This window comes from Mesorhizobium sp. M0030, from assembly GCF_040323695.1.
GTDB lineage: Bacteria > Pseudomonadota > Alphaproteobacteria > Rhizobiales > Rhizobiaceae > Mesorhizobium.
Genome location: NZ_JAMYVE010000006.1, coordinates 270,664 through 284,661, shown reverse-complemented (window position 1 = coordinate 284,661; position 13,998 = coordinate 270,664). Strand labels below are relative to the sequence as shown.

Below are 13,998 nucleotides of genomic sequence, written 5' to 3'. Positions count from 1 at the left end.
TCCGACAATGCTGAGCAAGTCTCCCGCCCCGCAAAACACACTCGACCGGCTGACCGCGGCCGCTCTGGCGTGGGGCGAGGGGACTTATGCGCGATGGGCCGCGCCAATCGGCGCGATCGCGTTTTCGCTCTATATCCTGCTGACAGCGTTTACCGCCTGGACGATGCCCGATGCCAATTGGGACATGCTGCCTTATCTCGCAATCGCCGAGGAGGGCGCTTACCCAGATGCGCAGGCGCTGCATGACTATGCCTACAGGACGGTCCAGGCCGGCGTTTCGGCCGCCGATTACAAGGCGCTGACAGACGATGGCGGCGGCTTCCGCAGCCATATGGCGCAAAATGCCGCCGACTTCCACTCGCTGCTTGGCATGTACCGGATCAAGTTCCTCTATGCCGAGATGCTGTCGACGATGAGTTCGGTGATGTCGCCGGTCGAGGCGATGCGGGTGCTGCAGGTGGTCTCGGTGCTGCTGTTCGGGATGATCACGCTGCTGTGGCTGCGAACCGAAGGTGCGCTGGCGCTGGCGCCGGTGGCCGGCGCGGTACTGATCATGGCCGATTTCGGCGACGCGGCGCGCGCCTCGACTCCGGATCTGATGTGCTCGGCCCTGTTCCTCGGCGGGCTGTTTGCTTATGTGCGCGGCCGCGAGGCAGCGACCGCTTTCCTGCTTTTCATGGCCTTCATGGCGCGGCCGGACAACATCGTGTTCCTGGCCATTTTCGCCGTGCTGCTGCTGGTCTTCCGGCAGCGGGCGTGGGGCGCGCTGGCCGGCTTTGCCGCGTCCTTCGTCGCCTATTTCGCGATTTCGCACTGGGCCCAACATCCCGGCTGGTGGCCGCATCTGTGGTTCTCCAGCATCGAGCAGCACTACAATATGGATGGCTTCGAGCCGCCGTTCTCGGTTGGCGCCTATCTCAAGGCGTTTGCCGCATCCTTCATTCGCGCCATCAGCATCAACAGCTGGGTCGGGGTCTCGGTTCTGGCGCTGGCCGCGTGGTTTGCGCTCGGCCGCGCCGGCTTCCGGCTCGATCGTCGCGCCGGCATCCTGCTTGCAGCACTGGTGCTTGGCGTGCTGGCGAAATTCACCGTCTTTCCGATCCACGACACCCGCATCTACTTCCCGAACCTTCTGCCGCCCTACCTTTTGCTCGTCGGCCCGATCATGGCGCTGTGGGCGTCGGCAAGCCTGAATGGAAGGCGGCCCATCGCCTTGCAGGCCATACCTGGAGATACGCCATGAGTTCCATTTCCGGCCTGGCGCGCATCGCCCTTTCGCTCGGCCTGCCCGCTGGTCTGCTGGATCGCGGGCCGGCGTTGCGCGGCACGAAATTCCTGGCCAAGGCTGCACTGAAGGCGCGGTTCAGCAGCGGGCAACCCTTCCAGATGGTCAATGTCGGCGCTTGCGACGGCGCGCTGTTCGACGACGTCACGCCGTGGCTGCACCGCATTCCGCGGGCGCGGGCCGTGCTGGTCGAGCCGATCCCGCACAATCAGAAGCGGTTGCGCGCCAACTATCCCGACACGGAACGCTTCGTCATCGAGCCGGTCGCGGTGACAAAAATCAAAGGCACGATCACCGTCCACACTTTCGATGCCGCGGCACTCGAGGCCGGCACGCTGCCGATCGAGTTCATCGGCTGCTCGTCGGTCACCGACACCAATCTGATGTCGGGCAAGAATGCCTGGGGCGAGGCCGACGTAAATTTCAACAAGTTCGCGCCGCACCTGAGGGATATCGAGGTGCCGTCGGACACGCTGCAGACGCTGCTCGACCGCAACGGCATCACGCATATCGACGCCTTCCTGGTCGATTGCGAAGGCGCCGACTGGATCGTCTTCGAACAGCTCGATCTCAAGCGCTATCGTCCGGGCATGATCAAGGTCGAGGTCGGCGCGCTGCCGGCCGCCGAAATCGGCCAGGTCGTGGTCAAGCTGAAGACATCAGGCTATCAGGTCGGCTTCCAGGCCGAGGACATCTGGGCCTTCGCCTGAGATAGATCGCCACTGGCGGCACGCCGGCGCGCCGGGTCGCGTCGCATCCGCGACGTGTCGCAAACAGGCGGTAGCTGCATCCACGTCCTCTGCATATTGTGCGCCATTCGAACGGGCGCGGACGCGCCCGCTTTATCCCCTTGGAGTCGCGGGCAATGGCAGAGTTTCCGAAACAGGCGAAGGTCGTCATCGTCGGCCTGGGTGGCATTGTCGGCGCATCGATCGCCCATCATCTGATCGAACGCGGCTGGACCGACATTGTCGGCATCGACAAATCGGGCATTCCGACCGACATCGGCTCGACCGCGCACGCCTCGGACTTCTGCTACACCACCAGCCATGATTTCCTGTCCTGCTGGACGACGCTCTACTCCATCGATTTCTACGAGAAGATGGGCCACTACGCCCGCATTGGCGGCCTCGAAGTGGCGCGCGTCGGCGACGACAGCCGCATGGACGAGATCAAGCGCAAGATCGCCTCGGCCAAATCCTTCGGCACCCGCGCCCGGCTGATCGAACCGGCCGAGATCAAGGAAAAATTCCCGCTGATCGAAGAGTCCATGGTGCAGGGCGGCCTGTGGGATCCGGACGCCGGCCTGGTCATCCCGCGCTCGCAGACTGTCGCCGGCAAGCTGGTCGACCAGGCGGAAGCTACGGGGAAACTCAAATCCTTCGCCAACACGCCCGCCAAATCTCTCATCGTCGAGGAAGGCCGCATCAAGGGCGTCGTCACCGACCGCGGCACGATCATGGCCGATTATGCCATCGTCTGCGCCGGCATCTGGGGCCGGCTGATCGCCGAGATGGTCGGCGAGGACCTGCCGGTCATGCCGATCGACCATCCGCTGACCTTCTTCGGGCCTTACAATCAATTCGCCGGCACCGGCAAGGAGATCGGCTGGCCGCTGCTGCGCGACCAAGGCAATTCGGCCTATATGCGCGACACCGGCGATCCCAAGACCGCCGAAGGCGGCCAGATCGAATGGGGTTACTACGAAGAGACCAATCCGCGTCTTTGCCATCCGCGCGATTTGCTGGAAAAGGATCAGGCGCGGCTGTCGCCGTCGCAGCGCGATCTCGACATGGAGCAGATCCTGGCGCCGCTTGAGCGCGCCATGGAGCTGACGCCGATCCTGGGCGAACTCGGCTACAATGAAAGCCATTCCTTCAACGGCCTGTTGCAGGTGACCGCCGATGGCGGCCCGTCCATGGGCGAGAGCCAGAAGGTGAGGGGCCTCTGGTACGCCGTCGCCATCTGGGTCAAGGACGGCCCCGGCATGGGCAAGCTGATCGCCGACTGGATGACGGACGGCCGCACGGAAATCGACCATCACGCCATCGACTATGCGCGCTTCTATCCGCACCAGACGAAAGAGCAGTTCATCTGGGATCGCTGCACCGAGACGGCGATGAAGGTCTACAATCCGGCGGTGCATCCGCGCGAGCCGTTCTCCAAAGGCCGCAACATCCGCCGCTCGCCATTCTGGGAGCGCGAGAAGGAGCTTGGCGGTTATTTCATGGAGCTGGGCGGTTGGGAGCGCGCGCATGGCTATGCCGCCAACGAGCATCTGCTGGAGAAGTATGGCAACCGGGTTCCCATACGTGAGAACGAGTGGGACAATCGCCATTTCTGGCGGGTGTCCAATGCCGAGCACCTGGCGATGAGCGAGGATTGCGGCATCGTCAACCTCTCGCATTTCTCGATGTACGACATCGAAGGGCCGGATCATGTCGCGCTGCTGGAGTGGCTGTGCGCGGCCAAGATTGGTGGCGACAACAATATCGGCAAGGGTATCTACACCCACTTCCTCGACGAGGAAGGCATGGTGCGCGCCGATTTCACCGTCATCCGCATGGCCGACCGCTGCCGGCTGATCGACGGCGCCGACGCCGGTCCGCGCGACTTCCGCTACATGCAGCGCACCGCGCAGGACAAAGGCTTTGACGTCACCATCACCGACGTGACGGAAAAATATGTCACCATCGGCATCTGGGGACCGAACGCGCGGGCGACGCTGCGGAAAGTGGTCGAAAGTCCGGATGGTCTCTCGCTCGAGAACTTCCCGTTCGCGGCGATCAAGCCGGTCAGGATCGGCGGCAAGGACGTCACCGCCTTCCGCATCTCTTATGTCGGCGAGCAGGGCTGGGAACTGCATATGCGTTACGAAGACGGCCTGGCCGTTTGGGACGCGCTGCGCTCGACCGGGGTCATGCCGTTCGGCGTCGAGACCTATGCCAACACCCGGCGCATGGAAAAGAGCCTGCGCCTGCAGAACGCCGACCTGTTGACCGAGTACAATCTGCTCGAGGCCGACCTTGCCCGACCGAAGGTCAAGGAGAACGATTTCTGCGGCAAGGCAAAACATGTCGAATACCGCGCCCGCGAACACCAGCCGGCGATCCTGTGCACGCTGGTGATGACGGAAAACGTCGATTCGAAGGGTGTTGCCCGCTATCCCGTCGGCACCATGCCGGTGATGGATCCGAAGACCGGCGAAACCCTTGTCGACGAACTCGGCCGCCGCTCCTTCACCACGTCGATGGCCTATGGCCCGACCATCGGCAAGAACATCGGCCTCGCCTATCTGCCCTGGGCCCATGCCCAGGAGGGCCGCAAGTTTGCCATCGAATATTTCGGCGAGACCTACCCGGTCGAGGTGGCTGCCGTCGGCTACAAGCCGCTCTACGATCCGGAGAATTTGAAGCCGAGGAGTTGAGCGCCGTCGATTTCTCGGCAGCACCGCTCATATTGGTGTGACGCAAAACGAACAGATGAAAGCCCGGCTCCTTGCCGGGCTTTTCTCTTTGTAAGCTGGCAATTCTCGCCTACCGTCGCTTCGGGCGGAGTGAAGCACTTGCGGCGATTTGGCTGGGACAGGAAGAGCGATGCGCTGGTGTTCAGCGTGAATGGGAACATCCCCGTTCTCGTCAGCTGGACCTTTGCCATCCCGGTTGTCCTGCCCTTTCTGCACGAGTGGTCGACGCGTCCCAAAACCGCGCTGATCCACACATCGATCTTTGCCGCACTGTTTTTCGTATCGGTGTTCCTGCACGAACTGGCGCACACATGGGTTGCCCACCGGCAAGGGATCGGCACCAACAGGATTGAGCTTTATCTGTTTGGCGGGGTTGCCTACTTCAAGCGCGGCGCCACGTCGTCCTATGGTTGGGCGTGGATTGCGTTTGCCGGACCCCTGACCAACATCCTGTTGGCGGCGTTTTTCGCTGCTTCCTATTATCTGATCGCCAAACCTTTGGCGCCTGTCGAATCGGACAGCTTGTTCAGTGCGCCGCCTCCAATGCCGATGACTTATCTTGCGTGGACGCTATGGATCGGCGCCATGTTGAATGGAGTACTCGCCGTCCTCAACATTCTACCGGCATACCCTCTGGATGGTGGGGTGATCGCGCGGCATCTGCTTGCGCGGCGCTTCGGCGAGGGGCGGGCGGCGCGTATCGTCGGGTTCTGCGGTGTCGTGCTGTCGGTATTGCGTTTCGCCGTGATCCTGCCCGCCGCGATAGCAGGCATCCTGTTGTGGCTGCCGCCATCATTCAAGCCGAACTGGAGGGCGCTTCGTGGCACCGGCAGAAAGAAGTCCCGTCCAAACCCGGAAGCGGCGAAGGCCGGAGCCGACGACGTGGAATGGCGCGGCAAAGGTGGGCGACCCATCAACAAATGAGGCCGAACCGCGCCGCCGTTTCGGGGTTAGATGTAGAAGCCCTCAGTCCCGGCTTTTTGCTTTGTCAGCAGCCGGTTTTCGCTTACCTTCGGGTATGTCTGCTTTTTCTTGCGCACGACATTTCCTTTCAGGCAGCGCCGCGCTGGCGCTGGGGCTCTGGCTGGTGCCGCCGGTTCAAGCCGCCGAGCCGGTCGACGTCGAGCTGGTGCTGGCCGTCGACGTGTCGCTGTCGATGTCGCCGGGCGAACTTGAAATCCAGCGTCACGGCTATGCTGCTGCGCTGACGCACGACAATGTTCTGCAGGCCATCGCCGATGGCGCCTACGGCAAGGTCGCCGTCACCTATGTCGAATGGGCGGGAGCGACCACGCAGCAGGTCGTCGTGCCGTGGACGGTGATCGCCAGCCGGGCCGATGCCGAGCGGGTGGCCGCGCAGCTTTCCGCCCATCCGCCGGCCAGCGCCCGGCGCACCTCGATTTCCGGCGCGCTGGAATTCGGCAGCGATCTCTTCGCCGAAAGCGGTTTTCAGGGGACAAAGCGCGTCATCGATATTTCCGGCGACGGGCCCAACAACCAGGGCGCGCCCGTCGACATCACCCGCGACGCGGTGGTCAAGCAAGGCATCATCATCAACGGCCTGCCGCTGATGACGCGCGGCGGGTTCGGCGGCGCCTATGACGTCAACAATCTCGACCGCTACTACAGCGACTGCGTCATCGGCGGTCCCGGATCCTTCATGATCCCGGTCAATGACTGGACGCAGTTTCCCGAAGCCATCCGCCGCAAGCTGGTGCTGGAGCTGGCCGGCGCCGCTTCGCCGCAACGGGCGCGCGAGGAGGCCGGGCATCCGCCGGTGGTGCTGGCGCAGGACCGGCCGACCGACTGCCAGGTCGGCGAAAAGATGTGGCGCGACCGCAGCTGGATGTTCGATGCGCGTTAGCGTTCGCATCATCACGCTGCCGTGAAGGGCCGGTTTCATTGACAAGCCCATGGGCGTCTGTGACACAATTCGGCATCCGAAAAAACAAGGGGAACCGACATGAACAAGACCATCGTCGCTGCCGCGGTATTGGCGCTTGCGGCTGCAATATCCGTGCCGGCCGAGGCTGCCACATCGGTCACCATCGGCATCAGCGGATGGACCGGCTTTGCGCCGCTGACGCTCGCCAAGCAGGCCGGCATCTTCGAGAAGCATGGCCTCGACGTGACCCTGAAGAAGGTGCCGCAGGCCAGCCGGCCGCTCGCCATCGCCAGCGGCGATCTGCAATGCGCCGCCACCACGGTCGAGACCTGGCTGGTGTGGAACGCCAGCGGCGTCACCACCAAGCAGATCTTCCAGCTCGACAAATCCTATGGCGCCGACGGCATTGTCGTGCGCAACGACATCAAGACCGTCGCCGACCTCAAGGGCAAGAATGTCGCGTCCTCGGCGCCGGGCACGTCGCCCTATTTCATGCTGGCCTGGGTGCTGAACAAGAACGGCCTGTCGACCAAGGATGTGACCGTCGTCAACCTGGAACCGGATGCGGCGGCGCAAGCCTTCCTCGCCGGCCAGAACGATGCGGCGGTCACCTATGAGCCGTTCATCTCGGCGGTGCGCGACAAGTCCGATCAGGGCCACATATTGGCGACCACGCTCGACTACCCGATGGTGCTCGACACGGTCGGCTGCACGCCTGAATTCCTCACCGCCAATCCCGACGCCGCCAAGGCGTTGGCCGACAGCTATTTCGAAGCGCTCGACCTGATCAAGAGCGATCCGCAGAGATCCTACGAGATCATGGGCGCCGACGTGAAGCAGTCTGCGAAAGAATTCGAGGATTCGGCGAAATACCTGAAATGGGCCGACAAGGCGGAGAACAAGCAGTTCTTCACCAAGGAATTCCAGGACTTTTCCAAGACCGCCGGCGAGCTTCTGCTGCAGATGGGGTTGATCAAGGAAGCGCCAGATGTTGCAGCGCTTGCCGATACCAGCGCGGTGGCGAACTGATAGTCCGGCCTTTGACCATCATGCGGCGGTGCCAGCGCGCCGCCGCTTTCTACCGGGCAACGCGACTGAGCATGGGGACGATCTGACGATGCGGACGATCTGAAGATGCGCCCCTTGCATCCGGTGTCGCCGGGCATTCGAACCGTGCTTGGCATTTCCTTCTTCGTGCTGTTCGTCGCCTTCTGGGCGTGGATCACGCTTGGCGGCCACGTCAACCGCATCTTCCTCGCCGATCCGCTGTCAATGCTGCGGGATGGCTGGCGGCTGCTGGTCGAGGATCGCTTCTGGCTCGACATATTGATCACCATCTGGCGGGTCTTCGGCGGGTTCCTGCTGGCGTCGATCGTCGCCGTGCCGATCGGCATCGCCATGGGCGCCTGGAAGCCAATAGAGGCGTTTCTGGAACCGTTCGTCTCCTTCGCCCGCTACCTCCCGGCTTCGGCCTTCATTCCGCTGCTCATCCTGTGGGCCGGCATTGGCGAGCTGGAAAAGCTGCTGGTCATCTTCGTCGGCTCGGTGTTCCAGATCATCCTGATCGTCGCGGTCAAGGTCGGCGCGACGCGGCGCGACCTGGTCGAGGCGGCCTATACGCTGGGCTCGACCAACAATGGCATCGTCAAACGGGTCATCATGCCGGCCAATGCGCCCGAGATTGCCGAGACGCTGCGGCTGGTGCTCGGCTGGGCCTGGACCTATGTCATCGTCGCCGAGCTGATCGGTTCGTCCTCAGGCATCGGCTACATGATCATCAACAGCCAATCGCGGCTGGCGACAGGGCAGATCATCTTCGGCATCATCGTCATCGGGCTGATCGGATTGTTGTCCGACTTCGCCTTCAAGGCGTTCAATCGCTGGCTCTTCCCCTGGAGCCTGGCATGAGCAAGTTGCTTATCGAAGGCGTCTCGCGAACCTTCGCCGGCGTGCGTGGCGGGCAGCCGGTCAAGGCGCTGATGCCGGTCGACTTTGCGGTCGCCGCCAACGACTTCATCACCATTCTGGGGCCGTCCGGCTGCGGGAAGTCGACGCTGCTCAGGATCGTTGCCGGACTGGAAGCGCCGAGCGAAGGCCGTGTGCTGCTTGACGGCAACGCGGTGACGCAGCCGGGACCGGATCGCGGCATGGTGTTCCAGTCCTACACGCTGTTTCCGTGGCTGACGGTGGCGCAGAATATCGCCTTCGGCCTGCGCGAACGTGGCATGGCCGAAAAGGAGCGAGACGGGATCGTCGCTTCCTATGTCGACCTCGTCGGGCTGAAGGGCTTCGAGAACCATTGGCCAAAGCAGCTGTCCGGCGGCATGCAGCAGCGCACGGCGATCGCCCGGGCGCTGGCCAACGACCCCGAAATCCTGTTGCTGGACGAGCCGTTCGGTGCGCTCGACAACCAGACGCGCGGACTGATGCAGGAACTGCTGCTCGGCATCTGGGAGCGGCGCAAGAAGACAGTGCTGTTCGTCACCCACGACATCGAGGAGGCGATCTTCATGGCTTCGCGGGTGATCGTGATGAGCGCGCGGCCAGGCCGAATCAAGTCGGATGTCGCCATCGACCTGCCCCATCCACGCCACTACACGCTGAAGACCAGCCCGGAATTCTCGGCGCTCAAGGCGCAGCTGACCGAGGATATCCGCGTCGAGGCGATGCGGACGGCGCAGGCGCAGCCCGCCGAAGCCTGAGTGCGTTTTCGGATCAGGCCGCCAGCAGCTGCTTGCGGTCGACGCGCTCCTGCTGCGGCGAGCGGGCGTAGAGTTCGCGGTAGCATTTGGAGAAATGCGAGGCCGAGACGAAGCCGCAGGCGACCGCTACCTCGACCACCGGCATCGACGACTGAATCAGCAGGTGCCGGGCGCGGTCGAGGCGGATTTCCAAGTAGTAGCGGGCAGGGGATCTGCCCATCTCGGTGCGGAACAGGCGCTCGATCTGGCGGCGCGACAGGTCGACATGGTCGGCGATCTCGATCAGCGACAGCGGTTCGGAGAGATTGCCTTCCATCAGTTCGATGATGGTCAGCACCTTGGAATTCTGGACGCCCAGGCGCGCGCGCAGCGGCAGGCGCTGGCGGTCGGTCGGGCTGCGCACGCGGTCGGTCAACACCTGCTCGCAGACGCGGTTGACCAGATTGTCGTCGAAATCGTCGCCGATCAGCTTCAGCATCATGTCGAGGGCGGCGGTGCCGCCGGCGCAGGTGTAGATGTTCTGGTCGATCTCGAAGAGGTCGGCAAAGACATTGGCCTTCGGAAAAGCCTCGAAAAAGCCCGGCAGGTTTTCCCAATGGATGGCGCAGCGCTTGTTGGAGAGCAGGCCCGCGGCGGCAAGGATATGCGCGCCGGTGCACAGGCCACCGACGGCGACGCCTCTGTTATATTCCTCGCGCAGCCAGGCGAAGGCAGACCTGTTCTGGTAGCGCTCGACATTCATGCCGCTGCAGACGATGGCCATGTTCGGCCGATCCGGTCCGGCCATCTTCTTGCGCTCTTCCTCGAGCGAGGTGTTGACGGCGCATTCGACGCCGTTGGAGGCGCGCACCGGCTTGCCGTCGATGCTGGCCAAGCGCCAGCGATAGGCCTCATAGCCAAGCATGCGGTTGGCCGAGCGCAGCGGGTCGAGCGCCGTCGCAAAGGCGATCATGGTGAAGTCCGGGACAAGGAAGAATACAAACGATCGCTTGATCGGATGCTTTACGGCGTTCAAGGGAACCTCACGCAGCCATGGCGCGAACAGGATGTCGCGAACAGCACAGCGACATCAGGAAAAACCATTCCTGTCAATTGGCTAGGGGGCTAAGCGGAAACTATATTTGCGACATGGGTCGCAAATGAGCAATCGTCCGGGATGACAGGCACGGGCTGCCGACGGATTGGGCATGGTTTCGGCGGCATAGGTGCCAAAAACGAGAAACGCCGCTTCGGTCAAGCCGAAGCGGCGCTGTTATCGACTATCGGCAGCGGCAGGGAAGCGCTGAGCGCTAGCCGTTATCTCAGGCAACGAAACCGAGTCGCACCGCATTCATGGCGCCGGTCTGGCCGGGCATGGTGTTGGCAAGGCGCTGGCGCTCGAGAGCGGTCGTCAAGTTGATTTCGCGGCGGGCAAAGAGGCGGGCAAAAAGCTTCATCATCATCTCCTATCGGTTGCTCAGACGGGTCGCCTTCGCTTGATGGAGTGGGGCAGCTCGTTTGCTGGCGTCGATATAGGCCTGCGTGAGCAGAAACTAAATCGCAAATGCGAAGCGCTTGAATGGAAATGCGACATCGTTTGCGACATTATTGGGCATGGTGCCCAAAATTTACGATTACTTACAGCGTGTTACCGGCGACATTGAGGCGCCATGCAAGTGACGCATATACGCCATGCAGCGGCGACATGGCTCTGAAAATCATTTGAATGCAAATAAGTTGGAGAAAAGCCTGCGGGGTAAAATAGAGAAGGCCTGCCGGGCTGGTCTGCGCGGCAGGCCTTCAGCACAAGGTACACAATGGTTTACTTTGCTCCAGCCCAGGATCCGACGCCGCGGCGTGCACCGGTCTTGGTGTCGGCAGCTTCAGGCCAGCCGATATCCTTCTGCAGTTCGATCGGCAGCGAGCGGATCGCACGTTCGGTCTGGAAGCGGGCGCGGGCCGCGCTGAACTCGGTCGCAAGCCGACCGATGGATGACAGGATAGACATTTCATTCTCCTTTGGTTGTGGCACGTCCCGCATGAACGCGTTCCGTCGCCTGGATATTCCGCATCGAGTGCAATTCCGTGTCAGGAGCGTTGGAGCCATGGCACGTCCTGCCTTCGATGGAGTTGACTATCCTCCCAATCTGATGTTCAATCAAACGAAATGGAATGATGCTTCACATCAGAAAAATTGAAGGTCCATCCCGATGAACGCCCCACTCAATCATCCGCTGCCGCTGCTCGATCTCGACGTTTTGCGCACCTTCGTGGCCATTGCCGAGACCGGCAGTTTCACCACGGCGGCCAATGCGGTGTTCCGCACGCCGTCGGCGGTCTCCATGCAGATCAAGAAGCTCGAGGACATTCTCGGGCGCTCTGTTTTCGCGCGGGATGCGCGCTCGGTGACGCTGACCACGGATGGCGAGATGCTGCTCGGTTATGCCCGCCGGCTGTTGTCGATCAACCGCGAGGTGGTGTCGAAGTTCATCATCCCCGAGATCGTCGGCGTGGTGCGGCTCGGCTCGCCGGACGACTATGGCGAGCGCGTGTTGCCGCATGTGCTGAAGCGTTTCGCGCAGTCGCATCCGTCGATTGCCGTCGACGTCACCATCGACCAGAGCAGCAATCTGCGCCGCCGCATGGACGACCGGGCGCTCGACATCACGCTGCTGACCAATTCCTACAAGACCAGCGCACTCGGCGCCGAGGTGCTGCTCACCGAGCCGATCGTCTGGGCCGGCGCCAAGGGCGGCAGCGCGCATCTGCGCGAGCCTTTGCCGGTGTCGCTGTGGGAAGAGGGCTGCGCCTGGCGGGCCGGCGCGCTCGATGCGCTGAGCCGTGAGGGTCGCAACTATCGCATCGCCTATATGAGCGCCCACACCGCCGGCCAGCGCGCCGCCATCATGTCCGATCTCGCCGTGGCGCCACTGCCGAAGTCATTCCTCGGCAACGACATGGTCGAGCTCTGCCCGAAGGACGGCATGCCCGATATCGGCACCTATAATCTGGCGATGGTGGTGTCGCCGGACGCCAGCGCCCCGGTCAAGGCGGTCGCCGACCACATCCGCGCGACCTTCGAACTGTTCCGCGAAACCGGGAAGTTCTGATTTATTCCGCTGCTTCGGCAGGGCGCGCCGCGAGAGCGGGTCGCGCCGTGCGCCGCGCGGTTGCGCGCCGCTTGGTGGGCTCACCTTCAAGGAAGGCGACGATGCTGTCCCTGGCGCGACGCGCCTCCGGCATCTCGATCAGCGGCCAGACGTGGAACATGCCTTCCTCATAGACGACGTCGATATCGACGCCGGCAGCGCGTGCCTTTTTGGCGAAGATCAGATTGTCGGGGCTGAGCAGGTCGTGCGAGCCGGTCAGAAGCAGGGTCTTCGGCAGCACCGAGAGATCGCCATAGAGCGGGCTGATGTGCCAGTCGCTGCGATCAATGCCGGCACTGTACATGCGGATCGCTTCCAGCCCGCCGGAAATGCCGAGCCACGGATCGTTGCGTTCCGCCTCGAACACTTCGGGGTTGGACAGCGACATGTCGAGGCCGGGTGAAATCAGCACGTGGCGCGACGGCAAGGGCAGGCCTTCCTCAGCCGCCATCATGGTCAGCACGACGGCCATGTTGCCGCCCGCGGAATCGCCCATGAAGACGATGTCTTCGGCGTCCGTCTCATCCAGCATCTGCCGGTAGACGTCGCCGACCATGCCGAACATGGCGTGGAAATCATGCTCCGGCGCAATGGGATAGATCGGCACGGTGATACCGAAACCCAAGCGCTCGGCCATCTCGGCGATCAACCCCCAATGATAGGATGTGATCTGGAAGACATAGGCGCCGCCATGCATGTAGAGGATGCGCCTGCGTTCGCCCGCCTTCGGCGCAATCTCGTAGACGGGAAAGCCATCGACGCTGCGCTCGGTGATATCGAGCTGCTCCCGCAGCAATGCCGGGGGATGATGATCCTCGGTCTTGCGGGCATAGGCGATCCAGCGCTGCAGGTTTTCCGGGCTGGCAAATGCCTTCTTGCGGCTGTGCCGGAGGATGAAGGAAACGAGGTGGCTTTTGAAACTGGGCATTCGCGTACACAAGCTCGGCCGCAGCCGACTAAGAGAATTCCCCCACTGTCTCGAAGATCGTACCTCCAGCCGAAATGTCAAGATTCTGGCCCAAGCCAACACGGTTGTTTGATCAGCCAGGTCCGCTGTTTTGCGCAGCGCGGCTCAGCGCCGGGGCAGCAGCGCGGCGCGCAGCTTGACGTCGGTCGCAGCCGGGACCATGCGGCGGCCCCGGCGCTTGGTCAGCAATTTGCACTTGTCGGCGAAGGTCATCAGCGGCCCGAGCCCAGGATCAGACGCGACAGGTTGGTCTGGGCGTCGATGCGCGGCGACACGGGCCAGCCGATGTCCTTCTGGATTTCGGGTGGCAGGTTGTTCATGGCGCGCACGGCCTGTGCATTCTTCATGGCCGCACGAAAACGGCCCAGGGTCTCGAACATCTCTATTCTCCTTTGGAGCGTTGTGGCGGCGGAATAGTCCGGTCCGCCATTCGATGTCCGTTAAATGCTTCACGTCTGTATCGGACGGATTGCGCCAAAACAGCGTTTCGGTTTCCAGATCGGTGCGATCTGGAAACATTTGCATACAAATGAAATTGGGCGAATTGGCGGCTTTCGTAAGGCGG

At 62.6% G+C, this 13,998-nt stretch carries 14 protein-coding genes; 9 read left to right on the top strand and 5 right to left on the bottom strand.

Annotation, left to right across the window (positions count from 1 at the left end; all coding sequences use genetic code 11):
* Window positions 1-7 precede the first annotated feature (7 nt).
* From NKJ80_RS15440 to NKJ80_RS15405, 8 genes are all read left to right on the top strand, one after another.
* Entirely contained in the window at window positions 8-1,243 is a 1,236-nt protein-coding gene (locus NKJ80_RS15440; protein WP_352497859.1) for a hypothetical protein, read from the top strand.
* Complete coding sequence (locus tag NKJ80_RS15435; protein ID WP_023741594.1) at window positions 1,240-1,995, top strand: FkbM family methyltransferase; 756 nt, start codon at window positions 1,240-1,242, stop codon at window positions 1,993-1,995. Before NKJ80_RS15440 ends, NKJ80_RS15435 begins: the two co-directional genes overlap by 4 nt.
* A 155-nt stretch (window positions 1,996-2,150) precedes the next feature.
* On the top strand, window positions 2,151-4,712 hold the full coding sequence (locus NKJ80_RS15430; RefSeq protein ID WP_352497858.1) for a GcvT family protein: 2,562 nt from the start codon (window positions 2,151-2,153) through the stop codon (window positions 4,710-4,712).
* Between the two features lie 138 nt (window positions 4,713-4,850).
* Window positions 4,851-5,675 (top strand): M50 family metallopeptidase, encoded by an 825-nt coding sequence (locus NKJ80_RS15425; RefSeq protein WP_023710779.1) that lies wholly within the window; start codon window positions 4,851-4,853, stop codon window positions 5,673-5,675.
* A 94-nt stretch (window positions 5,676-5,769) separates the two neighbouring features.
* Complete coding sequence (locus NKJ80_RS15420; protein ID WP_023691008.1) at window positions 5,770-6,615, top strand: DUF1194 domain-containing protein; 846 nt, start codon at window positions 5,770-5,772, stop codon at window positions 6,613-6,615.
* 99 nt (window positions 6,616-6,714) lie between these two features.
* The gene (locus NKJ80_RS15415) at window positions 6,715-7,665 is read left to right on the top strand and encodes an ABC transporter substrate-binding protein (protein ID WP_023670382.1); all 951 of its coding nucleotides are present in this window, start codon (window positions 6,715-6,717) and stop codon (window positions 7,663-7,665) included.
* 105 nt (window positions 7,666-7,770) lie between these two features.
* Entirely contained in the window at window positions 7,771-8,544 is a 774-nt protein-coding gene (locus NKJ80_RS15410; RefSeq protein WP_352497857.1) for an ABC transporter permease, read from the top strand.
* Entirely contained in the window at window positions 8,541-9,338 is a 798-nt protein-coding gene (locus NKJ80_RS15405; RefSeq protein WP_352497856.1) for an ABC transporter ATP-binding protein, read from the top strand. The genes NKJ80_RS15410 and NKJ80_RS15405 overlap by 4 nt, the downstream gene beginning before the upstream one ends.
* 13 nt (window positions 9,339-9,351) lie before the next feature.
* On the opposite strand, the gene NKJ80_RS15400 is transcribed toward NKJ80_RS15405, so the two are convergent.
* From NKJ80_RS15400 to NKJ80_RS15390, 3 genes are all read right to left on the bottom strand, one after another.
* Window positions 9,352-10,290, bottom strand: coding sequence for a GlxA family transcriptional regulator (locus NKJ80_RS15400; RefSeq protein ID WP_352497876.1), 939 nt, complete (start codon window positions 10,288-10,290; stop codon window positions 9,352-9,354).
* 349 nt (window positions 10,291-10,639) lie between these two features.
* Entirely contained in the window at window positions 10,640-10,774 is a 135-nt protein-coding gene (locus NKJ80_RS15395) for a hypothetical protein (protein ID WP_023691011.1), read from the bottom strand.
* A gap of 365 nt (window positions 10,775-11,139) precedes the next feature.
* Window positions 11,140-11,325: a hypothetical protein gene (locus tag NKJ80_RS15390; RefSeq protein ID WP_023691012.1), complete on the bottom strand. Its 186-nt coding sequence runs from the start codon at window positions 11,323-11,325 to the stop codon at window positions 11,140-11,142.
* Window positions 11,326-11,527: 202 nt separating this feature from the next.
* Between NKJ80_RS15390 and NKJ80_RS15385 the strand changes: the two genes are divergently transcribed.
* Window positions 11,528-12,427 carry a LysR substrate-binding domain-containing protein gene (locus NKJ80_RS15385; protein ID WP_023670389.1) on the top strand — a complete coding sequence of 300 codons (900 nt, stop codon included), beginning with the start codon at window positions 11,528-11,530 and terminating at the stop codon, window positions 12,425-12,427.
* A 1-nt stretch (window position 12,428) separates the two neighbouring features.
* Here NKJ80_RS15385 and NKJ80_RS15380 read toward each other — a convergent pair whose 3' ends face one another.
* Both NKJ80_RS15380 and NKJ80_RS15375 read right to left on the bottom strand, forming a co-directional pair.
* Window positions 12,429-13,394 carry an alpha/beta hydrolase gene (locus NKJ80_RS15380; RefSeq protein ID WP_352497855.1) on the bottom strand — a complete coding sequence of 322 codons (966 nt, stop codon included), beginning with the start codon at window positions 13,392-13,394 and terminating at the stop codon, window positions 12,429-12,431.
* Between the two features lie 251 nt (window positions 13,395-13,645).
* Window positions 13,646-13,813 (bottom strand): hypothetical protein, encoded by a 168-nt coding sequence (locus NKJ80_RS15375; RefSeq protein WP_196813564.1) that lies wholly within the window; start codon window positions 13,811-13,813, stop codon window positions 13,646-13,648.
* Window positions 13,814-13,998 lie beyond the last annotated feature (185 nt).